The organism is Arthrobacter sp. 05T442, assembly GCF_056395945.1.
Map to the genome: position 1 here is coordinate 138,187 of NZ_JBFTKM010000008.1, position 24,844 is coordinate 163,030.

Annotated in this window: 23 protein-coding genes and 1 pseudogene; 1 reads left to right on the forward strand and 23 read right to left on the reverse strand. The window is 67.3% G+C overall.

Features of this window, described 5'->3' with window-relative positions; translation table 11 throughout:
• Nucleotides 1-69: 69 nt before the first annotated feature.
• From pyrF to AC1DES_RS10360, 22 genes are all read right to left on the reverse strand, one after another.
• The gene (gene pyrF / locus AC1DES_RS10255; protein WP_476895597.1) at nucleotides 70-936 is read right to left on the reverse strand and encodes an orotidine-5'-phosphate decarboxylase; all 867 of its coding nucleotides are present in this window, start codon (nucleotides 934-936) and stop codon (nucleotides 70-72) included.
• Complete coding sequence (carB, locus tag AC1DES_RS10260; protein ID WP_476895598.1) at nucleotides 929-4,270, reverse strand: carbamoyl-phosphate synthase large subunit; 3,342 nt, start codon at nucleotides 4,268-4,270, stop codon at nucleotides 929-931. Before carB ends, pyrF begins: the two co-directional genes overlap by 8 nt.
• Nucleotides 4,270-5,571: a glutamine-hydrolyzing carbamoyl-phosphate synthase small subunit gene (gene carA / locus AC1DES_RS10265; RefSeq protein WP_476895599.1), complete on the reverse strand. Its 1,302-nt coding sequence runs from the start codon at nucleotides 5,569-5,571 to the stop codon at nucleotides 4,270-4,272. The genes carB and carA overlap by 1 nt, the downstream gene beginning before the upstream one ends.
• Nucleotides 5,552-6,070: a PH-like domain-containing protein gene (locus tag AC1DES_RS10270; RefSeq protein WP_476895600.1), complete on the reverse strand. Its 519-nt coding sequence runs from the start codon at nucleotides 6,068-6,070 to the stop codon at nucleotides 5,552-5,554. Before AC1DES_RS10270 ends, carA begins: the two co-directional genes overlap by 20 nt.
• Nucleotides 6,070-7,437 (reverse strand): dihydroorotase, encoded by a 1,368-nt coding sequence (locus tag AC1DES_RS10275; RefSeq protein WP_476895601.1) that lies wholly within the window; start codon nucleotides 7,435-7,437, stop codon nucleotides 6,070-6,072. The genes AC1DES_RS10270 and AC1DES_RS10275 overlap by 1 nt, the downstream gene beginning before the upstream one ends.
• Nucleotides 7,437-8,459 (reverse strand): aspartate carbamoyltransferase catalytic subunit, encoded by a 1,023-nt coding sequence (locus tag AC1DES_RS10280; RefSeq protein ID WP_476895602.1) that lies wholly within the window; start codon nucleotides 8,457-8,459, stop codon nucleotides 7,437-7,439. Before AC1DES_RS10280 ends, AC1DES_RS10275 begins: the two co-directional genes overlap by 1 nt.
• Nucleotides 8,456-9,055 (reverse strand): bifunctional pyr operon transcriptional regulator/uracil phosphoribosyltransferase PyrR, encoded by a 600-nt coding sequence (gene pyrR, locus AC1DES_RS10285; protein WP_476895603.1) that lies wholly within the window; start codon nucleotides 9,053-9,055, stop codon nucleotides 8,456-8,458. Before pyrR ends, AC1DES_RS10280 begins: the two co-directional genes overlap by 4 nt.
• 220 nt (nucleotides 9,056-9,275) lie before the next feature.
• Nucleotides 9,276-9,686: a transcription antitermination factor NusB gene (gene nusB, locus AC1DES_RS10290; protein ID WP_476895604.1), complete on the reverse strand. Its 411-nt coding sequence runs from the start codon at nucleotides 9,684-9,686 to the stop codon at nucleotides 9,276-9,278.
• Complete coding sequence (gene efp / locus AC1DES_RS10295) at nucleotides 9,686-10,249, reverse strand: elongation factor P (RefSeq protein WP_090581102.1); 564 nt, start codon at nucleotides 10,247-10,249, stop codon at nucleotides 9,686-9,688. Before efp ends, nusB begins: the two co-directional genes overlap by 1 nt.
• Nucleotides 10,250-10,393: 144 nt before the next feature.
• Nucleotides 10,394-10,912 carry a tetratricopeptide repeat protein gene (locus AC1DES_RS10300; RefSeq protein WP_476895605.1) on the reverse strand — a complete coding sequence of 173 codons (519 nt, stop codon included), beginning with the start codon at nucleotides 10,910-10,912 and terminating at the stop codon, nucleotides 10,394-10,396.
• Entirely contained in the window at nucleotides 10,912-12,003 is a 1,092-nt protein-coding gene (gene aroB / locus AC1DES_RS10305) for a 3-dehydroquinate synthase (protein WP_476895606.1), read from the reverse strand. Before aroB ends, AC1DES_RS10300 begins: the two co-directional genes overlap by 1 nt.
• Nucleotides 12,003-12,623, reverse strand: coding sequence for a shikimate kinase (locus AC1DES_RS10310; protein ID WP_476895607.1), 621 nt, complete (start codon nucleotides 12,621-12,623; stop codon nucleotides 12,003-12,005). The genes aroB and AC1DES_RS10310 overlap by 1 nt, the downstream gene beginning before the upstream one ends.
• On the reverse strand, nucleotides 12,623-13,822 hold the full coding sequence (gene aroC / locus AC1DES_RS10315; RefSeq protein ID WP_476895608.1) for a chorismate synthase: 1,200 nt from the start codon (nucleotides 13,820-13,822) through the stop codon (nucleotides 12,623-12,625). Before aroC ends, AC1DES_RS10310 begins: the two co-directional genes overlap by 1 nt.
• Before the next feature lie 26 nt (nucleotides 13,823-13,848).
• Nucleotides 13,849-14,733, reverse strand: a complete 885-nt coding sequence (locus AC1DES_RS10320; RefSeq protein WP_476895619.1) for a shikimate dehydrogenase — start codon at nucleotides 14,731-14,733, stop codon at nucleotides 13,849-13,851.
• Nucleotides 14,730-16,424, reverse strand: a complete 1,695-nt coding sequence (gene mltG / locus AC1DES_RS10325) for an endolytic transglycosylase MltG (protein WP_476895609.1) — start codon at nucleotides 16,422-16,424, stop codon at nucleotides 14,730-14,732. The genes AC1DES_RS10320 and mltG overlap by 4 nt, the downstream gene beginning before the upstream one ends.
• Nucleotides 16,421-17,005, reverse strand: coding sequence for a Holliday junction resolvase RuvX (gene ruvX / locus AC1DES_RS10330; protein WP_476895610.1), 585 nt, complete (start codon nucleotides 17,003-17,005; stop codon nucleotides 16,421-16,423). Before ruvX ends, mltG begins: the two co-directional genes overlap by 4 nt.
• Nucleotides 17,006-17,016: 11 nt before the next feature.
• Nucleotides 17,017-19,695 (reverse strand): alanine--tRNA ligase, encoded by a 2,679-nt coding sequence (alaS, locus tag AC1DES_RS10335; protein WP_476895611.1) that lies wholly within the window; start codon nucleotides 19,693-19,695, stop codon nucleotides 17,017-17,019.
• A 147-nt stretch (nucleotides 19,696-19,842) separates the two neighbouring features.
• Entirely contained in the window at nucleotides 19,843-20,109 is a 267-nt protein-coding gene (locus AC1DES_RS10340) for a DUF6167 family protein (RefSeq protein WP_476895612.1), read from the reverse strand.
• Between the two features lie 20 nt (nucleotides 20,110-20,129).
• Nucleotides 20,130-20,504 (reverse strand): DUF948 domain-containing protein, encoded by a 375-nt coding sequence (locus AC1DES_RS10345; protein ID WP_476895620.1) that lies wholly within the window; start codon nucleotides 20,502-20,504, stop codon nucleotides 20,130-20,132.
• Between the two features lie 166 nt (nucleotides 20,505-20,670).
• The gene (gene rpsD / locus AC1DES_RS10350; protein WP_476895613.1) at nucleotides 20,671-21,297 is read right to left on the reverse strand and encodes a 30S ribosomal protein S4; all 627 of its coding nucleotides are present in this window, start codon (nucleotides 21,295-21,297) and stop codon (nucleotides 20,671-20,673) included.
• A 199-nt stretch (nucleotides 21,298-21,496) separates the two neighbouring features.
• Nucleotides 21,497-21,871 carry a cupin domain-containing protein gene (locus tag AC1DES_RS10355; RefSeq protein ID WP_476895614.1) on the reverse strand — a complete coding sequence of 125 codons (375 nt, stop codon included), beginning with the start codon at nucleotides 21,869-21,871 and terminating at the stop codon, nucleotides 21,497-21,499.
• A gap of 249 nt (nucleotides 21,872-22,120) precedes the next feature.
• A complete protein-coding gene (locus tag AC1DES_RS10360) occupies nucleotides 22,121-23,530 on the reverse strand; it encodes a replication-associated recombination protein A (protein ID WP_476895615.1) in 1,410 nt (469 codons plus the stop codon).
• A 54-nt stretch (nucleotides 23,531-23,584) separates the two neighbouring features.
• On the opposite strand from AC1DES_RS10360, the gene AC1DES_RS10365 reads away from it, so the two are divergent.
• Nucleotides 23,585-24,241, forward strand: coding sequence for an acVLRF1 family peptidyl-tRNA hydrolase (locus AC1DES_RS10365; RefSeq protein WP_476895616.1), 657 nt, complete (start codon nucleotides 23,585-23,587; stop codon nucleotides 24,239-24,241).
• Between the two features lie 185 nt (nucleotides 24,242-24,426).
• Here AC1DES_RS10365 and AC1DES_RS10370 read toward each other — a convergent pair.
• Nucleotides 24,427-24,844: pseudogene (locus AC1DES_RS10370) on the reverse strand (HNH endonuclease signature motif containing protein); the annotation flags it as partial.

Below are 24,844 nucleotides of genomic sequence, written 5' to 3' on the forward strand. Positions count from 1 at the left end.
GTCTCGGAGCGGCAGAAATCAATGGACAACTGCCGGACGCCGGCGGCGGGCACAGCGCGGACAGGACAGCTAGGCGGCCAACAGTTCGTCAAGGGTCCGGCGGGCCGCGTCGTGGAGCGCCCGGATTTCCGGTCCGGCCCCAAGGATGTCCCGGCTGGAGGTGCCCAGGACCTGGGGGTAGGCCGATCCGAAGGTGCGCCGCAGGTCCGCGGCGGTCGCGCCCTGGGCGCCCAGCCCGGGGGCCAGGATCGGTCCGCGCACCGCCGCCAGATCCACATCAAGTTCGGTGAGGGCCGAACCGACCGTGGCCCCGACAACGAGCCCGACCGAGCCCAGCGCCCCCGTGTACCGGCGGTTCTCTGCAGCCGCGGCCTGCACGATGCGACGGGCTACGGAGTCCGCCCCGCCAACGTGCTGCACGGAGGCGCCCTCGGGGTTGGAGGTCAACGCCAGCACGAACACGCCGCGCCCGGACTGGGCCGCGAGGTCCAGGCCGGGACGCAGCGACTCGAAGCCCAGGTACGGACTCAGGGTCACGGAATCCGCGGCCAATGCCGAGCCGTCCCGGAGCCAGGCGTCGGCGTAGGCGGCCATGGTGGAGCCGATATCGCCGCGCTTGGCGTCCGCGATGGTCAGGACGGAAATCTCCGCCGCCACGGCCAGCGTGCGCTCCAGGACGGCAATCCCGGCAGAGCCATGCCGCTCATAGAGCGCCACTTGCGGCTTCACCGCCGCGGCGAGCGAGCCGACAGCCTCCAGGACGGTCAGCGAGAACCGTTCCAGCCCGGCGACGTCGTCGCCCAGGCCCCAATGCTGCAGCAGCGCCGGATGCGGATCGATGCCGACGCACAGCGGACCGCGGACCGCCATGGCCCGGCCCAGCCGGGAGCCGAAGGGCTCCCGGCTGGCCGTATCAGCGGTGGGAGCCTCAGGCATGCGTGTGAGCGTTCTGCGAGGCCGCGTTCTGCGAGGCCGCGTTCTGCGAGGCCGCGAGGGCCGCCGCGTGCTCCTGCAGGCTCGTGACGGACCATTCGTAGGTGCGCAGCGCCTCGATGGCCTGGACGGCGGCGTTGAATTCGGCCACCGTGGTGATGCACGGAATGCCGATCGACGTCGCGGCGGCGCGCAGCTCGTAGCCGTCGCTGCGGGCTTCGCCGCCGGAGGGCGTGTTGAAGACCATGTCGATCTCGCCCGCCACGATCAGGTCCGCGATGGTTCCCTCGCCTTCGGCGCTGGAGCCTTCGGCGACCTTCCGGACCGGGGTGGCCTGGATGCCGTTGCGGCGCAGGACGTCGGCCGTGCCGCCCGTGGAGACGATCTCGAAGCCGAGGTCGGAGAGCCGCTTGACGCCCATGATTACCGAACGCTTGTCCCTGTTCGCGACCGAGACGAAGACCTTGCCTTCGGTAGGCAGGGCGTTGTTGGCCGCTGCCTGGCTCTTGGCGAAGGCCGTGTCGAAGTGCTTGTCGATGCCCATGACCTCACCCGTGGACCGCATTTCCGGGCCGAGGAGTGAGTCGACGACCTTGCCTTCCGGGGTGCGGAAGCGGCTGAACGGCAGCACGGCCTCCTTGACCGAGACCGGCGCGTCCAGCGGGAGCGTGGAGCCGTCGCCGGTTTCCGGCAGAATCTTGTAGGCCGTGCGGAGCTGGTTGATGGTGACGCCCGTGCCGATCAGGGCGGCCGCCTTCGCCATCTGGACGCCCGTGGCCTTGGAGACGAACGGCACGGTCCGTGAGGCCCGGGGGTTGGCTTCGAGCACGTAGAGCACGTCGGAGGCGAGGGCGAACTGGATGTTGATCAGCCCGCGGACCCCGACGCCCTCGGCGATGGCGAGGGTGGCGGTCCGGACACGGTCCAGCACGTTGTTGCCCAGGGTGATGGGCGGCAGGACGCAGGCCGAGTCGCCGGAGTGGATGCCCGCCTCCTCGATGTGCTCCATGATGCCGCCCAGGTACATGTCCGTGCCGTCGTAGAGGGCGTCGACGTCGATCTCGACGGCGTCCTCGAGGAACCGGTCGATCAGGACCGGGTGCTCCGGGGTGATCTCGGTGGCGTTGGCGATGTAGCGGGAGAGGTTCGGCTCGTCGTAGACGATCTCCATGCCGCGGCCGCCCAAGACATAGGACGGGCGGACCAGCACGGGATAGCCGATCTCGTCGGCAATCTTCTTCGCGTCTTCGAAGGACACTGCGGTGCCGTTCTTGGGCGCGATGAGCCCGGCCTTGTCGAGGACCTGGGAGAAGGCCCCGCGGTGTTCGGCGAGGTCGATCGCCTCGGGCGAGGTGCCCAGGATGGGCACACCGGCGTCAGCGAGCTGCTGGGCGAGCTTGAGCGGGGTCTGGCCGCCCAGCTGGACGAACACGCCCATCACGCCGCCGGTGCGCTCCTCGGCCGCGATGACCTCAAGGACGTCCTCCAGGGTCAGCGGCTCGAAGTACAGGCGGGTGGAGACGTCGTAGTCGGTGGAGACGGTTTCCGGGTTGCAGTTGACCATCACTGTCTCGTAGCCGGCTTTGCGCAGGGCCATGGATGCGTGGACGCAGGAGTAGTCGAACTCGATGCCCTGGCCGATCCGGTTGGGCCCGGAGCCCAGGATGATGATGGACGGTTTGGCGTGCAGCGCCACCTCGTCCTCCTCGTCATAGGAGGAGTAGTGGTACGGCGTGTACGCGGCGAATTCAGCGGCGCAGGTGTCCACGGTCTTGTACACGGGGCGGATGCCGAGGGCCTGCCGGACGCCGCGGACGACGTCCTCGGAGTTGTGCGTCAGGGCGCCGATCTGCTCGTCGGAGAAGCCGTGGCGCTTGGCGCGCTGCAGCATGTCCGGGGTCAGCGCGCTGGCCTTTCGGATTTCGACGGAGATCTCGTTGAGCAGCTGAAGCTGGTCCAGGTACCAGGGGTCGATCTTGGTGGCTTCGAAGAGCTGCTCCACGGTGGCGCCGCCGAGCAGGGCGCGCTGGACCTGGTGCAGGCGTTCGGTGGTGGGCCGTTTGGACTTTTCGATCAGTTCCGGGACTTCCCATTCCGGGACGTGGCTGAAGTCCAGCTGGGAGCCCTTCTGCTCCAGGGACCGCAGCGCCTTCTGCAGCGCCTCGGTGAAGTTCCGGCCCATGGCCATGGCCTCGCCCACCGATTTCATGGTGGTCGTCAGCGTGGGGTCCGCGGCCGGGAACTTCTCGAACGCGAAGCGCGGGACCTTCACGACGACGTAGTCGAGGGTCGGTTCGAAGGACGCCGGGGTCTTCTGGGTGATGTCGTTCGGGATCTCATCCAGGGTGTAGCCGAGGGAGAGCTTGGTGGCGATCTTGGCGATGGCGAAGCCGGTGGCCTTGGAGGCCAGGGCGGAGGAACGGGACACGCGCGGGTTCATCTCGATGACAACGACGCGTCCGGTGTCCGGTTCGACGGCGAACTGGATGTTGCAGCCGCCGGTGTCGACGCCGACCTCGCGGATAACGGCGATGGAAATATCGCGCAGCCGCTGGTATTCGCGGTCCGTGAGGGTCAGCGCCGGGGCGACGGTGATGGAGTCACCGGTGTGGACGCCGACGGGATCGAAGTTCTCGATGGAGCACACGACCACGACGTTGTCGTTCTTGTCGCGCATCATCTCAAGCTCGTATTCCTTCCAGCCCAGGATGCTCTCTTCGAGCAGCACTTCGGACGTGGGGCTGTACTGCAGGCCCTGGCCGACGATCCGGCGGAGGTCGTTCTCGTCGTACGCCAGGCCCGAGCCGAGGCCGCCCATCGTGAAGGAGGGCCGGACCACCATGGGGTAGCCCAGGTCCTCGGCCGCGGTGAGGGCTTCGGCCATGGTGTGGATGATGTGGCTGCGGGCCGACTCGGCGCCGCAACGCTCCACGACGCCCTTGAACTTCTCGCGGTCCTCGCCAAGCTCGATCGCGGCGATATTGGCACCGATCAGCTCGACGTTGTACTTCTCCAGCACACCGTTCTTGTCCAGCGCGATGGCGGTGTTGAGCGCGGTCTGGCCGCCCAGGGTGGGCAGGAGGGCGTCGGGCCGCTCCTTGGCGATGATTTTCTCCACCACCTCGGGCGTGATCGGCTCCACATAGGTGGCATCGGCGAACTCGGGGTCCGTCATGATGGTGGCCGGGTTGGAGTTCACGAGGATGACCCGCAGGCCTTCCTCCTTGAGGACGCGCAGAGCCTGGGTGCCGGAGTAGTCGAATTCGGCAGCCTGGCCGATCACGATCGGGCCGGACCCGATGACCATGACGCTCTTGAGGTCAGTTCTCTTGGGCATTACTTCTTGTCCTCAGTCTTGGAATCGGTGGAAGTCTTGGCATCGGCCGCCGGGGCAGCGGAAGACGCCGCCGTGCCGGCGCCGGCCATCAGCTCGATGAAGCGGTCAAAGAGGTACGCGGCATCGTGCGGGCCGGCCGCGGCTTCGGGATGGTACTGCACCGAGAAGGCCGGGATGTCGAGGCAGGACAGTCCTTCCACGACGTCGTCGTTGAGGCTCACGTGGCTGACCTCGACACGGCCGTACCGTTCCTCGGGGGCCCGGGTGGCACCGTTGAGCGGCGCGTCGACGGCGAAGCCGTGGTTCTGGGAGGTGATCTCCACTTTGCCGGTGCGGCGGTCCATCACGGGCTGGTTGAGTCCACGGTGGCCGTAGCGCAGCTTGTAGGTTCCGAAGCCGAGGGCGCGGCCCAGGATCTGGTTGCCGAAGCAGATGCCGAAGTACGGGATCTTCTCATCGAGCACCGAGCGCAGCAGCGCCACCTGGTTGTCCGCAGTGGCCGGGTCTCCGGGTCCGTTGGACATGAAGACGCCGTCCGGGTTGACAGCCTTGACGTCGGCCAGCGTGGCCGTGGCCGGAAGCACGTGCACGCGGACGCCGCGCTCGGCGAAGCGGACCGGAGTCATCCGCTTGATGCCGAGATCGATCGCGGCGATGCTGAACCGGGGTTCGCCGTCCCAGCCGAAGTCCTTGGGCTCCACCGTGTAGGCGGTGTCCACGCTGACTTCCTCGGCCAGCCGGGAGCCCTCCATCGGCGCGCTGGCGAGCACGGCGTCGAGGAGTTCCTTGTCGGTGGCGCGGGCGGCGTCCCCGGAGAAGATGCCGGCGCGCATGGTCTTGTGTTCGCGCAGGTGGCGGGTGATGGCCCGGGTGTCGACGCCCTGGATGCCGACGATCCCCTGCTCGACAAGCTCGTCGTCGAGGGATCGCTCGGAGCGCCAGTTGGAGGGCCGGCGGGCGGCGTCACGGACGATATAGCCGGCGACCCAGATGCGCCGGGATTCGGCGTCGTCCTTGTTCACGCCGGTGTTGCCGATGTGCGGGGCGGTCTGGACCACGAGCTGGCGGGCGTAGGAGGGATCGGTGATGGTCTCCTGGTAGCCGGTCATGCCGGTGGCGAAGACCGCCTCCCCCAGGGCCGTTCCGGTGGCGCCGTAGCTGGCGCCGCGGAAGATCCGTCCGTCCTCGAGCACTAGTGCTGCGGGGGTGGATGCTGGTGCGTTCTTTGTCACTTCGGTGTTCACTACGGCGTCTTTCACTTCGTGGGATTCGCTCACTTCGTTACTTTCCACTATCGGCATTGGCCTGGGGGGCCGCGGAGATCAATTCTTGCAGGGCGTTGAGGAGGGTTGTCTTGTCCTCAGCGCGCCGGGTACGGAACCCGGTGTCCAGTTCGCGGGAGCCGAGCATCCAGCTGACCACGAGCAGCCCGTCCTTTTCGACGAATTTTCCGGCCATGCCGCTTTCCAGGCGCACTCTGGTGAGCCGTGCGGCCGGGATGTAGACCGGGCCGGCGCCGGCGCGGTTGAAGAGCACCCCTTCGGGGTGGACGCTGAGTTCGGCGTTGGTGCGGATGCCAAGGTTGTGGACGGCGATCCGGTCCAGCCAGTCACCGGCACTGGTGGACGTGACGTACTGGCCGTCAGCCACGGCCAGCGGGGCGGCCAGCTCCGCTGGGGCCTCCGGCAAGGCCTCAACGTCGGACTGGCGGCGCAGCCGGCTCCGCCAGCCGAGGCCGAGCAGGACGACGACCACTGCGGCGAGGGCCACCATGAGCAGTACGGGGAGGAGCCTGTCCATCAGTTCCGGCCCGCCCCTGCGGGATCGGGGGTCCCGGACGCCCAGCGGTAGGGGCTGTTGAGCTTACCGTCTAGGACGGTGGGATGACCCTTGAAGAACGTGGCCACCACCTTACCGGGCAGTTCCCGGCCGGCGAACGGAGAGTTTCTGCCCATGGTTGCCATCTTAGAAGGGTCCGCCGTCCAGCGCGCAGCCGGGTCCACGAGTATGACGTTGGCCGGTTCGCCGGCGTCAAGCGGGCGGCCCTGGTCTTCGACCCGGCCGATCGCGGCCGGCGCGCTCGAGGTGACGCGGGCGAAATCAGCCCAGGTCATCAGACCGGTTTCGATCATGGTGTGCTGGACCACCGAGAGCGCGGTTTCCAGCCCGGTCATGCCCATGGCTGCCTGCGCCCACTCGCATTCCTTGTGTTCACTCGGGTGCGGGGCGTGGTCGGTGCCGACGACGTCGATCGTGCCGTCAGCCAGGGCGGCGCGCAGGGCCTGGACATCGGCGTCGGTGCGCAGCGGCGGGTTGACTTTGTAGACGGGGTCGTAGCTGCGGGCGAGTTCGTCCGTGAGCCAGAGGTGGTGGGGCGTGACTTCGGCCGTGACGTTTACCCCGCGGGACTTGGCCCAGCGGATGATCTCCACGGATCCTGCGGTGGAGACGTGGCAGACGTGGAGCCGGGAGCCGACATGCTGGGCAAGCAGTACGTCGCGGGCGATGATGCTTTCCTCGGCGACGGCCGGCCAGCCGGTGAGGCCGAGCACGGCGGAGACCTCCCCCTCGTTCATCTGGGCGCCGGCGGTGAGGCGGGGCTCCTGGGCATGCTGGGCGACGACGCCGTCGAACGCCTTGACGTATTCGAGGGCGCGGCGCATCAGCACGGGGTCGTGCACGCAGATGCCGTCGTCTGAAAAGACGCGGACCCGGGCGCGGGAGTCGGCCATGGCGCCGAGTTCGGCCAACTGCTCCCCCGCGAGGCCCACGGTGACGGCGCCGACGGGCCGGACGTCCACCCAGCCGGCGGTGCGGCCGAGCGTGAGGACCTGCTCCACGACGCCGGCGGTGTCCGCAACCGGGGTGCTGTTCGCCATCGCGTGCACGGCCGTGTAGCCGCCCAGGGCGGCCGCACGAGTGCCGGTCTCCACGGTTTCGGCGTCTTCGCGGCCGGGTTCCCGCAGGTGGGTGTGGATGTCGACCATGCCCGGCAGGGCTACAAGGCCGGTGGCGTCAATGACCGTGGCACCGTCGGGCTGGAGGTCGTGGCCGCGTTCGGCGATGATGCCGTCACGGATCAGGAGGTCCTCGGCGGCTCCGCCGAGGATTGCGGCACCGCGGATGAGATAGGCGCCGCTGTTGGCGTCCTGTTGCTGTTCGGCCATCAGTGGCTCTCCTTCGAAGGGGCGGCGGTGGAAAATGCGGGCGTGGATGGGGCTGGTTCGCGGTTGTCTCCGGAAAGCAGCAGGTAAAGGGCGGCCATGCGCACGGACACGCCGTTGCGTACCTGTGCGAGCACGGTGGAGCGGGGTGAGTCGGCGGCGGCTGAGGAAATTTCAAGGCCCCGGTTCATCGGGCCGGGATGCATGATGATGGTGTCCTTCAGTCCTAAGCTGTCCAGCGCGCGGAGGCGGTTGTCGTCGAAGCCCCATCGCCGCGAGTATTCCCGCGTGGAGGGGAAGAAGGACGCGTTCATCCGTTCGCCCTGCACGCGGAGCATCATCATGGCGTCCACGCCTGCGGCGAGGGTCTCGTCGAGGTCATAGCTGACCGTGCACGGCCACTTTTCGACGCCGATAGGAAGGAGCGTGGGCGGGGCGACGAGAGTGACTTCCGCGCCGAGGGTGCGCAGGAGCCAGACGTTGGACCGCGCCACCCTCGAGTGCAGCACATCGCCGGCGATCGCGACCCTCATGCCCGTCAGGTCCGCCCCGGCGGAGGGCGTGCCGGCGAGTTTGGACCAGTGGCGGCGCATCGTGAAGGCGTCGAGGAGGGCCTGGGTGGGGTGTTCGTGGGTGCCGTCGCCGGCGTTGATGACGGCGGCATCGATCCAGTCCGTGGCTGCCAGCCGGTGCGGAGCGCCGGAGGCCCAGTGCCGGATGACGACGGCGTCGGCTCCCATCGCGGCCAGGGTCTGGGCGGTGTCCTTGAGGGATTCGCCTTTCGAGACCGAGGAGCCCTTTGCGGCGAAGTTGATGACGTCCGCGGAGAGCCGCTTGGCGGCCGCTTCGAAGGAGATGCGGGTCCGGGTGGAGTCTTCGAAGAACAGGTTCACCACGGTGCGCCCCCGAAGCGCGGGCAGCTTCTTGACCTCGCGCTCCCCCACGGCAGCCATTTCCTCGGCGGTGTCGAGGATGCGGACGGCGTCCGCCAGGCTCAAGTCTTCGGTGGAAAGCAGGTGCCTCACGCGAGAGCCTCAATGACCACTTCGTTGACGGGCACGCCGTCGACGGAGTCGGTTTCCTCGAGCCGGACCCGGACCTTTTCGGCCGATGACGTGGGGAGGTTCTTGCCGACGTGGTCGGCGCGGATGGGCAGTTCCCGGTGGCCGCGGTCGATCAGCACGGCGAGGCGGACGATGCGCGGACGGCCGAGGTCGATGATGGCGTCCAGGGCCGCGCGGATGGTCCGTCCCGAGTAGAGGACGTCGTCAATCAGCACGACGACTTTGTTGTCGATCCCGGTGCGCGGCAGCACCGTGGGGTACGGCGGCCGGGTCGGCTGGTGCGAAAGGTCATCGCGGAACATGGTCACATCGAGCTGGCCGACGATCGCGGCGGCGTCCACGGCGGGGTCGGCGGCGGCGATTTTGGCGGCGAGGCGGACGGCGAGGGGGTAGCCCCGGCGCGGGATACCGAGCAGGACGATGTCCTGGGAGCCCTTGTTGGCCTCGAGAATTTCATGGGCGATACGAGTAAGCGCGCGGTCGATGTCTGCCTGGTTCAGGACAACCCTGGTGAGCACAACCCTTGCCGGACCCGGTGCTGCTGGCACAGTAGTCAAAGCTCGTCTCCCCTTTCCCCGCCTCACGGGACGGAATTAAAAAAGGATCATTTGCCCTTTCAAATTACCACACGGGCCGCCATCGCCCGGCCCCTGCCGGGGGCGGTCTGCGTCACAGCCGCCCGGGCCACGGGCGCGAATCCTCTGCACAAAACAGCACAGAAAAAGGGCCGGTGCCCGCCCATGAGGCGGCCACCGGCCCTTTCGGGGGAATCGCCGATCAGGCGAGCAGCGAGGGTTTCAGCTGCTGCAGCCGGCCCAGCAGGCCGTTGATGAACGACGGCGACTCGTCCGTGGAGAGCGTCTTGGCCAGTGCCACCGCTTCGCTCACCGCGACGCCGTCGGGGACGTCGTCGTTGTAGAGCAGCTCCCAGGTGCCGATCCGCAGGATGATGCGGTCCACCGAAGGCATGCGCTCCAGGGTCCAGCCCTGCGAATACGTTTCCAGGAACTCGTCGATCGCTGCCTGGTGGGACACAACGCCTTCGACGATTTCGAGGGTGTAGGGGTTGACGATCTGGTCGGTCTGTTCCCGACGCGACCTCAGTACATCAAACGCCGAGACGGAACGCTGCTCCGCCTCGAAGAGAACATCCAGGGCCCGGTTCCGGGCCTTACCGCGGGCGCTCACTAGTCGTTGACCCGGCCGAGGTAGCTGCCGTCGCGGGTGTCGACCTTGACCTTGGTGTTGTTCTCAACGAACAGGGGCACCTGGATCTCATAGCCGGTCTCGAGGGTGGCGGGCTTCGTGCCGGCCGAGGAGCGGTCGCCCTGCAGGCCCGGCTCCGTGTAGGTGATCTCGAGCACGACGCTCGGGGGCAGCTCGATGTACAGCGGGTTGCCTTCGTGGATGGCGATGTTGACCATCTGGTTCTCGAGCATGAAGTTGGTGGCGTCGCCCACGGTGGCCGCAGAGACCGTCAGCTGGTCGAAGTCCGACGTGTCCATGAACACGAAGTCGGTTCCGTCCTGGTACAGGTACTGGTAGTCGCGGCGGTCAACCGTGGCGGTCTCGATCTTGAGTCCGGCGTTGAAGGTCTTGTCGACGACTTTGCCGGACATCACGTTGCGCATCTTGGTGCGGACGAACGCGCCACCCTTGCCGGGCTTGACGTGCTGGAACTCGATGATGTTCCAAAGCTGGCCCTCAAGCTTGAGGACCGTTCCGTTCTTGATGTCGTTAGTGGTTGCCACTGTATCCTCTGGTTTCCTATTGGCTGGGTTCTAGGTGCCAGCCGCTTATGCCAGGCAGGCATGCCAAGCGGCCCGCCAGCGCGTAGTTATCAAAAATCCAAGATCCATTCTACCGGTTCCGCCGGACAGCTGACCGACGGCGGCTCAGGACTGCTGGTCGAGCACTTCCCGGGCGCGCTGCAGTGCCACGGCGGAGGCGTAGATCAGCGCTGCGTCGGCGGAGCCTGCCACGCGCAGATCCAGGGCTTTCGCGAAGGATTCCACCGCGGCGGCGATATTGCCGCCGGCAAAGTAGGAACGGCCCAGGTGCTGGCGGATGGCGGCCTCGTCCAGTGGCCCCTGGGTCTCCGCCAGGAGTTTGCGGAACACCTCCACGGACCGGTCGAACCGGTTGGAGACCCGGAGCACGTCGGCCTCGAAGATGCGCAGCCGCATCGAGCCTGGATCCTTGTACCGAGCCTCGGCGAGAAGCTCCGCAGCCTCCGCCGGGTGCCCTTCGACGAGCCGGACGAAGACCAGGTCCGCCGGGTCCGTGGACTCTGCCAGCGCCGCAGCCAGGGCCTCGTCGTCAACGATCTGGGGCATGAGGGTCTGCGGGTTGATCCGGATCCCGGGGAACCCGGCGTCCGGCCATTCGCTCGTGCCGCCCTTGACCATGTTCATCAGGAAGCGATCTCCTGGTAAGCGGCGAAGAGCAGCGACGTGTCGGGGACGTCGAGGATGCCGGGGCGGGCAATCCCGTCGAGCACCACGAACCGCAGGAGATCGCCGCGGGACTTCTTGTCCCGGCGCATGCCGTCCAGCAGGGCCTGCCAGCGGTCCCGCCGGTAGGTGATGGGCAGCCCCAGGCTTTCCAGGATATTCCGGTGCCTGTCGGCGTCCGCGTCGCTGAGGCGGCCGACGCTGCGGGCCAGTTCGGCAGCGAACATCATGCCTACGGACACCGCCGCGCCGTGGCGCCAGGAATAGCGCTCGGCGAGCTCAATGGCGTGGCCCAGGGTGTGACCGTAATTGAGGATCTCGCGCTGGCCTGTCTCCTTGAGGTCCTCGGAGACCACCTTGGCCTTGACGCTGATGGCGCGTTCGATCAGTTCCTGCAGGATCGCGGACCGGGGATCGGACACGGCGGCGGGGTCCTTTTCAATGAGGTCCAGGATGGCCGGATCGGCGATGAACCCGCACTTGATGACCTCGGCCATGCCGGAGATGATCTCGTTTTTCGGCAGGGTGTCGAGCGTGTCCAGGTCCGCGAGAACCCCTGCCGGCGGGTGGAAGGCGCCGACGAGGTTCTTGCCCTCGGCGGTGTTGATGCCGGTCTTGCCGCCGACGGCGGCGTCCACCATGCCAAGCAGGCTTGTGGGCATGTGGACAACCTTGACGCCGCGCAGCCAGGTCGCCGCGACGAAACCTGCGAGGTCTGTCACGGCGCCGCCGCCGACGGCAACCACGGCGTCGGACCGGGTGAAGTCGTTCTGGCCCAGCACCTGCCAGCAGAAGGAGGCGACCTCGATGTGCTTGCCTTCCTCGGCGTCCGGGATTTCCGCGGTCAGCGCGGTGAACCCTGCCGAGGACAGTTCTTCACGGACGGTGTCGCCGGTGAGCCTGAGCGCCCGCGGGTGGATGACCAGGACGCGTTTGACGCGTTCGCCCAGCAGGCCGGGAAGGCTTGCCAGCAGGCCGCGGCCCACGACGACGTCGTAATTCTCGCCGGGGGTCTGCCCGGTGACTTTGATGACAGTTGATTCGGTACTCACTATTGAACTTCCTTCGTCGCCGCTGGCGTGGGCGCGGTAGCGGTTTTCGCTGCGGCGTACTCCCCCAGCGCATCTTCCAGCCGGTGAGCCAGTTCCGGAACGGTTCCGGTCCGGACATCGAGAACAAGGTCGGCGAGCCGTTCGTAGACCGGCTGCCGGGTGGCGAACAGGGCGTGCCAGCGGCCCATGGCGTCGCCGGCCAGGAGGGGCCGGCCCGAACTCCGGGCGATCCGTTCCGCGACCGTGTCGGCGTCGCATTCGAGATAGACCACGGTGCAGCGGCCCAGGAGCTGCTGCGTGCCCGAATCCAGGACCGCGCCGCCGCCGAGGGAGATCACGGTGCTGCTTCCCTGCGCGTCTTCAATGGCCTGGGCCACGGCCCGGGCCTCGAGTTCGCGGAAGGCATGCTCTCCCCGGCTGGCGAAGATCTCGGCAATGGTCCCGTGGTTGGCGACAACCAGGACGTCGGTGTCCACAAAGGCGGACCCCAGGTGCTGGGCGAGCTGCTGTCCGACGGCGGATTTGCCCACGGCCATCGGTCCGATGAGGACGATCGGGCGGGCGGGAACATCGGCCTGGTGTGCCCCGGCTACGCTGCCGGCGTCGTTCCGGTTCGGCACTAGTGGCCGATCGAGTCCAGGGAAGCCGGAATGTTATCCAGGTAACCCTTGATGTTGCGCGCGGTCTCCTCCACGGAATCTCCGCCGAACTTTTCAGTGACAGCTTCCGCGAGGACCAGGGCGACCATCGCCTCGGCCACGACGCCGGCGGCCGGGACGGCACAGACGTCCGAGCGCTGGTGATGGGCCCGGGCAGCCTCCCCCGTGCTGACGTCGACAGTCTTGAGGGCGCGCGGAACGGTCGCGATCGGTTTCATGGCGGCACGGACGCGCAGCACGTCGCCGATGCTCATGCCTCCTTCGATCCCGCCGGCGCGGTTGGAGGTGCGGATGATCTTGCCGTCCGCATCCTTGACGATCTCGTCGTGGGCGGCCGAGCCGCGACGGGAGGCCGTGAGGAAGCCGTCGCCGACCTCGACGCCCTTGATCGCCTGGATGCCCATCAGTGCGGCGGCGAGACGTGAGTCCAGTCGCCGGTCCCAGTGGACGTAGCTGCCCAGTCCCGGCGGCAGGCCGTAAGCGAGGACTTCCACGACGCCGCCGAGGGTTTCGCCCTCCTTATGCGCGACGTCGACTTCGGCCACCATGGCGTCGGAGGTTTCCCGGTCAAAGCAGCGCAAGGGATCGGCGTCGAGGGCCAGGACATTGCCGGGAACCGGCAGGGGCCGGCCTTCCGGGACGGCGACGCTGGCGATCGACACGGTGTGGGAGATGAGTTCGATGCCCAGCTGTTTGAGGAAGGCGGCAGCGACGGTGCCAAGGGCCACGCGGGTGGCGGTCTCACGGGCGCTGGCGCGTTCCAGGACCGGGCGGGCCTCATCAAAGCCGTACTTCTGCATCCCGGTGAAGTCCGCGTGGCCGGGGCGGGGCCGCGTGAGCGGGGCGTTCCGGGCCTGGTCTGCGAGGATTTCGGGCGCCACCGGGTCAGCAGACATGATCTGCTCCCACTTGGGCCATTCGGTGTTGCCCACCTGGATGGCGACGGGTCCCCCCTGGGTCAGGCCGTGGCGGACGCCGCCGAGGATCGTGACCACGTCCTGCTCAAACTTCATCCGTGCGCCGCGGCCATAGCCGAGGCGCCGGCGCGCGAGTGCATCGGCGATTTCCGCGCTGGTGAGTTCCACACCGGCGGGCACGCCTTCGATAATTCCGACCAGGGCCGGACCATGGGATTCTCCGGCAGTCAACCAACGCAACATAAAATCCATCCTGCCATGTATGGCCCTCAGAACACCCGCCGGGGCGCCCCCACTGCGTCACACATCACATCTATGACCTCGGCCGGGACGGCCCCGCCCAGGCCACTGAAGTGGCGGACTTGTTCGACCGCCTGGTAGATCAGCATTTCCAGGCCCGGGACAACCGTCCCGCCCGCCGCCTGCCACACCGAGGCGAGTCGGCTGGGCCAGGGATCGTAGGCAACGTCCAGGAGTACGCCGGTTACCCGGGCGGAGCTCCCCGCCAGTTTCTGGGCCAGTTCTGCGGCCAGCGGGTCCGCCGCGCGGGGCGGCAGGGTGGAGATGACGACGTCGGCACCGGCGACCGCGCCCGCCGCGCCCGAGATGGGCAACACCCGCACGGGCAGTCCGAGGGCGGCGGAGGCGGCGCGCGCTTCGGCGGCGCGGCCCACATCGCGGACAAACACATCCGCGGCCGCAGCGCCCAGGTCTTTCAGCGCCGCGATGGCGGCAGCCGCTGTGCCCCCTCCGCCGAGGATGGCTGCTGCCGGTGCTGCGCCGGCGCCGGCGTTGCGGAGGGCGTTGACGATGCCGGCGACGTCCGTGTTGTAACCGACAAGGCGGGTTGAGCCGCCGTCGTGCTCAAAGGCAACCGTGTTCACGACGCCCAGGGTGCGGGCCACTCCGCGGACCTCGTCCACCTGGCCGACCATGCCCGTCTTCAGCGGCATGGTCACCGAGAGGCCCCGCCAGCAGTCCTGGTCGCGGACGTCCGCGCGCACCTGGACCATGAAATCCGGCAGGCCAGCCTCCGTCACGTCAATGGCGGAATAGTCGACGTCCAGCCCCAGGTAGGCGTAGGCGGCCCGGTGGAGTGCCGGGGACTTCGAATGACTGATCGGATGCCCGAGCACCGCCGCCCGCAGGGTCATACGCAGCGGTTCGGGTTGGCGTCGCACCACGCGTTGTACTTTTCCACGTTGACGTTGTGCTCCGCCAGGGTCTTGGCGAACTTCGTCTCCTTGGTGTCGAGGTTGATCGTGACCCAGTAGAGGTAATCGTTGGACTTTGGCTTGGCGGCAGCGTCGATGGCCGTCTTGCCGGGCGAGCCGATGGGCCCTGCCGGGAGTCCAGGGTTGGCGTAGGTGTTATACGGGTTGGACTTATCGGCCTTCTGGGCTTCGTCAACCTGGAAACTCTTGATGCCCAGACCGTAGGTGACCGTGGCATCGGACTGGATCAGCCCGTTGGTCTCGGTGTTGTTGGGCTTGAGCCGGTTGTAGATGGCACCGGCCACGTCGCCGTAGTCGGCCTGGCCGCCCTCGGCCTGGACGATGCTGGCCACCGTCAGGACATCGAACTGCTTCGCCGGATCGGTGACGCCCTGCGCCTTGAGCTCGTCCAGGGTGGTGCCGACGAGCTTCTGGATGACGTCTTTCGCGGACGTCCCGAGGGGGAAGCGGTACTCGCCCGGGAAGAGGTAGCCCTCGAGATTCTTGGCCTTGGCCGGGAGGCCGAACTGGGCGGGCGCATCGCTGAGGGCCTTCAAATCCGATACAGGGATGCCGGTTCCTTCGGAGATCGCCTGCAGTGATTCGCTGATCCGCTTGCCGGCGCTGAGGGCGAAGTACATCACCTTGGCCTTGTCCTTGTTGAGCAGGATGGCGACGGCGTCGGAATTCTTCATCTCTTTGCGCATCGTGAAGTCACCGGGGCTCAGGGCGCCGCCGGAGGCCGCGAACTCCTTCAGGAACGTGTCCGCATTCGCAATGACCTTCTTGTCCTGGAGGTCGGTGGCTACGGACTTGGGGCCGGCACCCGGTGCCACGGTAATCGCCACGTCGCCGGTTCCGGGACCCGGGTAGTCGGCCATCGTGTCGGCGCCGAGGAGGGGCTTGAGGAACTGCGCGCCGACGACGATCGCGACGACGAAGACGGTCAGAGTCAGTACCAGCGCCAGGAAGCGGCGGCGGCGCCGGACCTTCTTGGACGGCCCCTTGGACGTGCGGATGGTTGCTGCGCCGGCCATCAGCTCGTGCCCGGTTCCGGCGTGGTCTTCGTACCCGTCGTGGATGTCCGGGTGGTGGACATCGGCGTCGTCGTAGACATGGTGGGCCTCATCTTCAGGGTGGAGTTCGGCCGCGTGCAGTTCGGGATCGTGCAGTTCGGGATCGTGCAGTTCGGGATGATGCAGTTCGGGATCGTGCAGTTCGGTTTCAGAGTGCAGGGAATCCTGGCGGACAACGTCCTCGTCCTCAGGACGGAGTCCTTCGTGCGCGGGCTCTTCGGGCTCCACACGGACCTCCTCCTGCACGGGCTCCTCGGGCGCTGCCTCCCGGGGTGCCGGGGCAGGCGTCACTTCGTGCACGGTCGGCGCGGACTCGGGGAGCTCCGGGGCTTCCGCCGGCAGGACCTGTTCCGGCGCCTGCGGGTGGCCGTCTCCGGAAGTCCTCGGAGCCGGCGTCGGGATCTTCTCGCCGGTTTCGAAGGCCTGCGGCGGGATCACGTCATGGCCCTGGGTCGCCAGGAACTTCTCCCGGGCCCTGATTTCTTTGCGCGTCAGCGGCCGGCCTGCACCGCTGAAAGCGTCATCGAAGGAGTCATCACTGTTGACCGGGCTCACTGTAGCCTTCCGTGTTCTGAAGAGTGCGTCTGTACTGCCGGGTCGGTCTGTGCGCCGCCTCCGGTCGGCCCCGGCGCAGACTCCGCGTACACGCGGCTTCCGACCTCCGTTCCCCTGGCCTTTTGCATATCAATCGCATGTTGCAGAATACCTGCCGCCGCAACCTGATCAACTACTCTACGGTGATTCCTGCTGCTCATGCCAGCTTCATGCAGGTTCCGGTGGGCTGTCACGGTGCTCAGCCGCTCGTCGACGAGCCGCACCGGAACGTCGTAGCCGGCGTTCCGCAACGCACTGGCCAGCAGCTTGGCATAGTCGGTGGCCATTCGTGCCGACGCATGCTCTTCGCCCTTGAGGGTCCGCGGAAGCCCCACGAAAATCTCCACGACGCTGAGTTCAGCGGCCAGCCCGGCCAGGATCCGCACGTCGGTGTTCTTCTTCACGTTCCGTTCCAGGGTGCGCAACGGCGTCGCGAGGATGCCGTCGCGGTCACAGATTGCAACGCCAACGCGGACCGTCCCGACGTCCACCCCGAGTTTCACGCCCTGGGGGTAGTCGCCGGGCACAGCAGCTTCAGTCACGTGGATTCCTGTTATCGCCGGGTAATGGCATCCACGACGGCGCTGAGGGCGGCGTCGACCTTGGCGGCGTCTGTGCCGCCGCCCTGGGCGACGTCATCCTTGCCGCCGCCGCCGCCGCCAAGGATTCCGGCGGCGAGGCGCACAAGGGCCCCCGCTTTTACGCCGGCTGCCCGGGCAGCGTCGTTCGTGGCGATCAGGATCACCGGACGGTCGTTGCTGACGCCCGCGACGGCGACCGCGGCGGCGTCGGACCCGAGGCGGGTCCGCAGGTCCAGGGCCAGTCCGCGGAGGTCATCCGCGCCACTGACCTGGCCGGCGTCGTGCGCGATGACCTTGACACCGGCAGCGTCTTTCGCGGTGCCGACAATTTGCGCCGCGGCCGCCGTGAGCTGTTCCTTGCGCAGGCGCTCGAGTTCCTTCTCCGCCGACTTGAGCTTGGCCAGGGTAGCGGCGATTCGGTCCGTCAAGAGTCCCGAGGGAACCTTAAGCATTTCCGTTAGCTCGGTCACGAGGGCACGCTCGGCGGCGAGGTGCCGGAAGGCATCCATGCCGACGAACGCTTCCACGCGGCGGTTTCCCGAACCGACGGACTGCTCGCCGAGCAGGGACAGGCTGCCGATCCGGGCGGTGTTCTCGACGTGGGTTCCGCCGCAGAGCTCGCGGGACCAGGCGCCGTCGATCTCCACGACGCGGACCTCGTTGCCGTAGTTCTCGCCGAAGAGCGCCATGGCGCCCAGTGCCTTGGCCTCTGCGAGGCCCATGACCTTGGTCTCCACCCGGTAGTTGTTCCGGATGGCGATGTTGGAGACTTCCTCGATCTCGGAGCGGGTCGCGGCGCTGAGGCCCTCACCCCAGGCGAAGTCGAAACGCAGGTAGCCTGCCTTGTTGAATGATCCGCGCTGCAGGGCCTCCGGGCCGAGGATCTGGTGCAGGGCGGCGTGCACGATGTGCGTGCCGGTGTGGGCCTGTTCGGCTGCGTGGCGGCGTTCGCGGTCCACGGCGGCCTGGACGAGGGCGTCCGCACCAATTTCGCCTTCGCGGACGATTGCCTTGTGCACGCTCAGGCCCTTGAGCGGGCGCTGGACATCCAGGACCTCGACGACGAAGCCGTCGCCGGTAATCAGGCCGGTGTCGGCAGCCTGGCCGCCGGCTTCCGCGTAGAACGGGGTTTCGGCCAGGACGAGTTCGATTTCGTCGCCCGTGGAGGCCTGGGAGACCTTGCGGCCGCCGGAGAGGATGCCGCGGACCCTGGATTCGCCGCTGAGCTCGGTGTAGCCGGTGAAGACGGTCTCGCCGGCCGCGAGCAGCTCCTGGAAGGCGCTGAGGTCCGCGTGGGCACCCTTCTTGCCCTTCGCGTCAGCCTGGGCGCGCTGGCGCTGCTCGAGCATGAGTTTGCGGAACTCCGGCTCGTCGACCTTGAGCCCGGCCTCCTCGGCCATTTCGAGGGTGAGGTCGATCGGGAAGCCGTAGGTGTCGTGCAGGGCAAAGGCGTCAGCGCCGGAGAGCGGCTGGCCTGCGGCCTGGGACTCCTTGACGGCGTCCTCCAGCCGGGCCGTGCCGGAGGCGATGGTGCGCAGGAAGGCCTTCTCCTCGGCGTAAGCGATCCGGCTGATGCGCTCGAAGTCGGTCTCCACGATCGGGTAGACACCCTTCATGGCGTCCCGGGACGCCGGGAGGAGCTCGGGCAGGCAGGCCTTCTCGACGCCGAGCAGGCGCATGGAGCGCACGGCACGCCGGATGAGGCGGCGCAGCACGTAGCCGCGGCCTTCGTTGGAGGGGGTGACGCCATCGGCGATCAGCATCAGGGAGGAGCGGATGTGGTCGGCCACTACGCGCATGCGGACGTCGTCGGTGTGGTGCGGGTCCTCGGCGGATTCCGCGGAGGTGTACTCCCGGCCGGAGAGCGCCGCGGCACGGTCGATCACGGGACGGACCTGGTCGGTCTCGTACATGTTCTCGACGTCCTGGAGGATCATCGCGAGGCGCTCCATACCGAGGCCCGTGTCGATGTTCTTCCTGGGCAGCTCACCGGTGATGTCAAAGTCCACCTTGGAGCGGACGTTGTCGATCTGGTACTGCATGAACACGAGGTTCCAGATCTCGACGTAGCGGTTTTCGTCGGCGATGGGGCCACCCTCGACGCCGTAGGACGGGCCGCGGTCGTAGTAGATCTCGGAGCACGGACCGGCTGGGCCTGGCTGGCCGGTGGACCAGTAGTTGTCTGACTTGCCCATCCGCTGGATCCGCTCGGCCGGCATGCCGGTGTTCTTCAGCCACAGCTGCTCGGCCTCGTCGTCCTCTTCGTAGACGGTGACCCAGAGACGCTCCGGCGGCAGCCCGTACCCGCCGTCGTCCACGCTGGTGGTGAGGAGCTCCCACGCGAACTTGATGGCATCTTCCTTGAAGTAGTCGCCAAAGGAGAAGTTGCCGCACATCTGGAAGAAGGTGCCGTGGCGTGCGGTCTTTCCGACTTCCTCGATGTCACCGGTCCGGATGCACTTCTGCACGCTCGTGGCCCGGTTGAAGGGTGCTTCCTCCCGCGCGGTCAGGTACGGGATGAACGGGACCATGCCGGCCACTGTGAACAGCAGGGAAGGGTCGCTGGAGACCAGGGAGGCGGAGGGCACGGCGGTGTGCCCTTTACTGACAAAAAAGTCGATCCAGCGCTTGGTGATCTCCTGCGACTTCATGAGCTGATTTCTTACCCTTCAATATTCACTGCGTTGTGTGGTCCTCGCGTTCGGTCCGCGGGACAAACTGGATTCCGGCGTGGATCCGGCCATGAGGGCCGTGCCGGCGCGCCCTGCCGGGCACCCTATGTACTAATTCTCTCCCGGCTAGCGCCGGACTGCATCCCGGCCGGCGATGCCTTTGCCAATGCGGGCGTCAACGGCCGCGTCAATGCCGAGGGCCGTGCGGAGCTCGGTTTCCCGCTCTCCCATGCCTTCCCGGACCGCGTCGGCAAAGTCGTACAGCCCGTCGGCGAGCCGTCCAACAGCCCGGTTAAGGCCTTCAGGGCCAAGGTTTGACTGCGCCTCGGTGATCTTGCGGAAGGCGATGACGCCGATCGCGACGCCGATTCCCATCCAGATGATTCTGTTCATGTCAGTTTCTCCAGCTGGACTTAGCGGCTGCGGCGGCCGGTGGCGGGCTTTTTACGGGCGCTGAACGCAGAGCGCACGCCGTAGCTGAAGGCAGCCACTTTGATCAGGGGCGAACCCACGGTGGCGGCAACGAGTGACGACAGCGCCGAAATGTTGGCGGAGGCGTCCGAGACGTTGGAGGCGATTCCGTCGACTTTCTTCAGCTGCTCGTTGGTGGTGGAGACGGTGGCGGTGACTTCGTCCATGAGCGGAGTGGCGCCGTCGCTGATGGAGCGGATGGAGGTCCGCACCTCGTCAAAGACTCCCCCGAGCTTCAAGATCGGCACGGCGAGCAGCAGGACCAGCAGTGCAAACACTCCGGCCGCGATCAGGCCGGCAATATCGCCACCAGACATAGACATTCATCTCCTTGAACTGCAGTGGATTCCTGCGTGTTGCGTCGTGATCCTACGGGTTCCTCCGACTGAAACTGTCGGCAACCGGGGAACTCCCCCAAGTACCTTACATACAAAGAAGCCCGCGGCGCTTGCCACGGGCTTCTTTGTAGGTGCTGCCTTGGATCTAGCGTGCGTAGAATTCCACGACGAGCTGCTCTTCGCAGGTTACGGGAACCTCGGAGCGCTTCGGGCGGCGCACGAGGCGGGCCTGGAGGGCGTCAAGCTTGACGTCCAGGTAAGCGGGAACCATCGGCAGGACGTCGCGGTGCGCGCCGGCTGCTGCAACCTGGAACGGAGGCATGATTTCACTGCGGCTGTGGACGTGGACCAGTTGGCCCTCACCGACGCGGAAGGACGGGCGGTCAACGCGGATGCCGTCAACCAGGATGTGGCGGTGCACAACCAGCTGTCGGGCCTGGGCGATGGTGCGGGCGAAGCCTGCACGCAGCACGAGGGCGTCGAGACGCATTTCGAGCAGTTCGATCAGATTCTCACCGGTCAGGCCCTTGGTGCGGCGGGCTTCTTCGAAGGCGCGGGTCATCTGGGCTTCGCGGATGCCGTACTGCGCGCGCAGACGCTGCTTTTCGCGCAGACGTACGGCGTAGTCGGAGTCCTGCTTCTTGCGGGCACGGCCATGCTCACCGGGGCCGTACGGACGGCGCTCCATGTACTTGGCGGCCTTGGGGGTCAGAGCGATGCCGAGTGCACGCGAGAGGCGTGCTGTACGGCGAGCACGAGTGTTGTTAGCCACTTGTGTCCTTCCAATATCTGCGGTGTGTCAGTGTTACTGGCCTCCACGATGGAGAGCATCGGCCAACCGCTGCCTTTTGCTACTGGGCACAGCGCAACCCTCATCAAATCAGGGATTTGGTGGATTGTGCGTCCGTGCCTTGCCAGACAACGAACCAGCCTACCATGACGCTGCCGATGGCATCGCTTTCAGATAGCACTCACACCTTGGCATGCAGGCCCCGGCCGCTGCGCCGGCCGAGCGATGCCGCGCCCAGGAATTCCACGGCGACGAACGGTTCCGATCCCACCACCCATTCATCGTGGTCCGGCGGAATCGCGTACGTGTCATTGGCATGGATCGTGGAGCGCAGCCCGTCAACTGTCTCGACTTCCATCACGCCGGAGATGCAGAATCCGAGGTGGTGGTGCTGGCAGAGGTCGGTCTTCTCAAAGGGTCTGATGTAGTCGGACCATCGCCATCCCGGACCGAGGATCAGCCGTGCAACCGAGTAGTCGTTCACGGAGACAAGGTCGAATTCGGCTTTGTCCGGGCACCGCTTCCTGTCGGGGACATCGAAGGACTTTACTGCCATGGCTGTGACGCAATTTACGGACATGGGACACTACCTCGGAACTGAGTGAGGCCGCTGGGTGGAAACTAAGCTGTTGCCGGCCGCCGTTCGGGAGACCAAGGGTATGACTGCCGGCGTGGTGCGCAGCTGTCCCCGGCGCCGCACGGACGTTCAGCAGATCCGTGCTGAACGTATTTCCACGTTAGACCTCATGCACCGGAAGTCAACGGTGGATTCCTTGACGGCCCCGCCACGGCCGGCCGCCGCAGGTCAGTTGCCGCGGATGATCTTCCGAAGCCGCTCCAGCCGGGTAGCAATGTCCCGTTCCGCGCCGTTCGCCGTGGGCTGGTAATAGTCGCGGCCCACCAGGTCATCCGGCGGGTACTGCTGGGCGGCCACCGAGTGCGGGGCATCGTGCGCGTACTTGTAACCCTGCCCGTGGCCAAGCTGCTTCGACCCGGGGTAGTGGGCGTCCCTGAGGTGGGCGGGGACGCCGTTGCCGAGCCCGGCCCGGACATCCGCAATGGCCTGGTTGATCCCCATGTACGCCGCATTGGACTTAGGCGCCGTGGCCAGGTGGACGACCGCCTCCGCGAGCACGATCCGCCCCTCGGGCATGCCGATCAGCTGCACGGCCTGGGCTGCCGCCACCGCGGTTTGCAGTGCCGTCGGATCGGCCATGCCGACGTCTTCTGCCGCCGAGATCACGATGCGCCGGGCCACGAATCTGGGATCTTCACCTGCCTCCAGCATCCGCGCCAGATAGTGCAGGGCCGCGTCGACGTCGGAGCCACGGATTGACTTGATGAAGGCGCTGGCGACGTCATAGTGCTGGTCCCCGGCCCTGTCGTAGCGGACTGCGGCAACGTCGAGCGCGCGTTCGGTGTGCCTGAGTTCGACCACCACGGTGGCGTCGGCGTCGGCGTCGTCCGCATCCCCGAACGCGACCCCGGCAGCAGCCTCCAAGGCGGTCAGGGCACGCCGGGCGTCCCCGCCGGAGAGCCGGACGAGGTGCGCCAGGGCTTCGGCGCTCAGTTCCACCTCGCCGCCGAGGCCCCGGACGTCCGTGACGGCCCGCTGGAGCAGACCCTCAATGTCCGCGTCGGTGAGCGGCTTAAGGGTCAGCAGCAGGGACCTGGACAGGAGCGGGGACACGACCGAAAAGGACGGATTTTCGGTGGTTGCCGCCACCAGCACCACCCAGCGGTTCTCGACTCCGGGCAGCAGCGCGTCCTGCTGGGCTTTGTTGAAGCGGTGGATCTCGTCGAGGAAGAGCACGGTGGTGGTCTTGAACAGGTCCCGGGCGGTCAGGGCCTCCTCCATGACCCGGCGCACGTCCTTGACACCGGCGGTGATGGCTGAGAGCTCGACGAATTTCCGGCCGGTTCCCTTGGCAATGACATGCGCCAGCGTGGTCTTGCCGGTCCCGGGAGGCCCCCAGAGGATCAGCGAGCTCGGGCCGGCGGGTCCCGTTGCGTCCGTACCGGCGGCCAGTTGCCGCAGCGGGGATCCCGGTCCCAGCAGGTGCTGCTGGCCCACGACCTCGTCCAGCGTCCGCGGACGCATCCGGACCGCCAGCGGACCACGCTGCGAGGCCGCCCGGCCCGCACCCTTGCCTGCCTCGGAGGACCCGGCGTCGCCGTCTTCGCTGTCGGGCCCCGGGCCAAAGAGATCATCCACATAGATAGGCTACTTCTAGTTTCAACAACCAATGTTCAGACGAAGGATCCACCCATGACAGTCAATGACGGCGCCGCCTCCCGCGTGGCCTTCGTCTCCGGCGCCCGGCTGCCGGGCTGGGTGGAACGCTTCACCGCCAGCCACGGGCACCTGTCGGCCAAGGAACTCGACGGCGGACTGCAGCTGTGCGCGGCGGACGGCGCCATCGCGCTGCTCCAGCCGCCCTGGCCGGTGGATGGCAGGCCGGGGCGCGGCCCTGACGCCGTGACCCGGCTCGCGTCCTTGGCCGGACAACCCAGACGCATCGGCGCGGTACTTATCCGCCGCGGCGGGTACTCCGTGGCGGTCATCGGCGGCGGCGCCGTGCTCGCATCCAAGACCGGCACCCGCCACGTCCAGTCGCGCACGGCGGCGGGCGGCTGGTCCCAGCAGCGCTTCGCCCGGCGCAGGGCCAACCAGGCCGATGCCCTGGTGGAGGCCGTCGCGGAACACGCCGGACGGATCTTCGCGGACAACCGGATCGAATATGTGGCACCGGGCGGCGACCGGACGCTCGCCGAACTTGTGCTTGCCGAGTCCGTGCTGAAGCCCTACGCGGCGCTGGCCAGGCTGCCGTTCCTCGACGTCCCCGACCCTCGCGCCGCTGTCCTGAAGAAGGCCGCCGCCGACCTGTGTTCCGTGCGCATCCTGGTGACCGACCCGGCGCCGTAGCTGCTCCGCCGAAGCCGGTCCATCCGCCGAAGGGTGCAACGGCGGCCGCGGACGGAACGGCCTATATTTCGGGCGCGAGCGTGACGGTGACGTCGTCGAGGTCGCGGCTGTAGTCGAGCCGGCACGAGAGCCTCGAGGCGCATTCCTGATAGCCCCCGGCTTCGACCAGCAACTCGAGTTCGTCCTTAGACCAGGAAGCATTCCGGAATGGGGTCGTTGAGGGGTGCTGGCCAGCCCGGGTCGTCCGTGTCGGTGACTCGGAATTGGTGCCCGGCCGTGAAGTGGTGCCAGTCCGGGAAGGGGTCCCGGGGCAGATCCGGTTCTGTGGGCAGGCCTTCGTCGGGGCCGGATTCCTGGCCGGGATCCTGGCCGGGGTGCCCGGTGGGCGGCGGGTCCGGATGGTGTCCCGGATCCGCGGGCAGGCCTTCGTCCGGGCCGGTGTCCGCGGCCGGGATGTGGTCCGGCCAGTGGGGTGGTTCCCAGTCCTGGTGCTCGCTCGCGTAGTACCGGCCCGTCGGTGAAATCCACCCCGGCGGGCTGTCCTTGCCCGCCCCGGCGGGTGTCCACGCGGAGCCGTGTTTGAGGCGGTGGTGTTTGCGGCAC

What these genes read in the sequence shown, in the direction of transcription:
- carB (WP_476895598.1), bottom strand. Translation starts at nt 4,270, where the DNA reads ATGCCCAAGAGAACTGACCTCAAGAGCGTCATGGTCATCGGGTCCGGC.
- AC1DES_RS10345 (WP_476895620.1), bottom strand. Translation starts at nt 20,504, where the DNA reads ATGTCTGGTGGCGATATTGCCGGCCTGATCGCGGCCGGAGTGTTTGCA.
- carA (WP_476895599.1), bottom strand. Translation starts at nt 5,571, where the DNA reads ATGCCGATAGTGGAAAGTAACGAAGTGAGCGAATCCCACGAAGTGAAA.
- AC1DES_RS10270 (WP_476895600.1), bottom strand. Translation starts at nt 6,070, where the DNA reads ATGGACAGGCTCCTCCCCGTACTGCTCATGGTGGCCCTCGCCGCAGTG.
- AC1DES_RS10300 (WP_476895605.1), bottom strand. Translation starts at nt 10,912, where the DNA reads ATGAACATGGTCAAGGGCGGCACGAGCGAATGGCCGGACGCCGGGTTC.
- aroC (WP_476895608.1), bottom strand. Translation starts at nt 13,822, where the DNA reads ATGTTGCGTTGGTTGACTGCCGGAGAATCCCATGGTCCGGCCCTGGTC.
- pyrF (WP_476895597.1), bottom strand. Translation starts at nt 936, where the DNA reads ATGCCTGAGGCTCCCACCGCTGATACGGCCAGCCGGGAGCCCTTCGGC.
- AC1DES_RS10275 (WP_476895601.1), bottom strand. Translation starts at nt 7,437, where the DNA reads ATGGCCGAACAGCAACAGGACGCCAACAGCGGCGCCTATCTCATCCGC.
- AC1DES_RS10320 (WP_476895619.1), bottom strand. Translation starts at nt 14,733, where the DNA reads ATGACCCTGCGGGCGGCGGTGCTCGGGCATCCGATCAGTCATTCGAAG.
- AC1DES_RS10340 (WP_476895612.1), bottom strand. Translation starts at nt 20,109, where the DNA reads ATGAACAGAATCATCTGGATGGGAATCGGCGTCGCGATCGGCGTCATC.
- AC1DES_RS10355 (WP_476895614.1), bottom strand. Translation starts at nt 21,871, where the DNA reads ATGGCAGTAAAGTCCTTCGATGTCCCCGACAGGAAGCGGTGCCCGGAC.
- AC1DES_RS10365 (WP_476895616.1), top strand. Translation starts at nt 23,585, where the DNA reads ATGACAGTCAATGACGGCGCCGCCTCCCGCGTGGCCTTCGTCTCCGGC.
- alaS (WP_476895611.1), bottom strand. Translation starts at nt 19,695, where the DNA reads ATGAAGTCGCAGGAGATCACCAAGCGCTGGATCGACTTTTTTGTCAGT.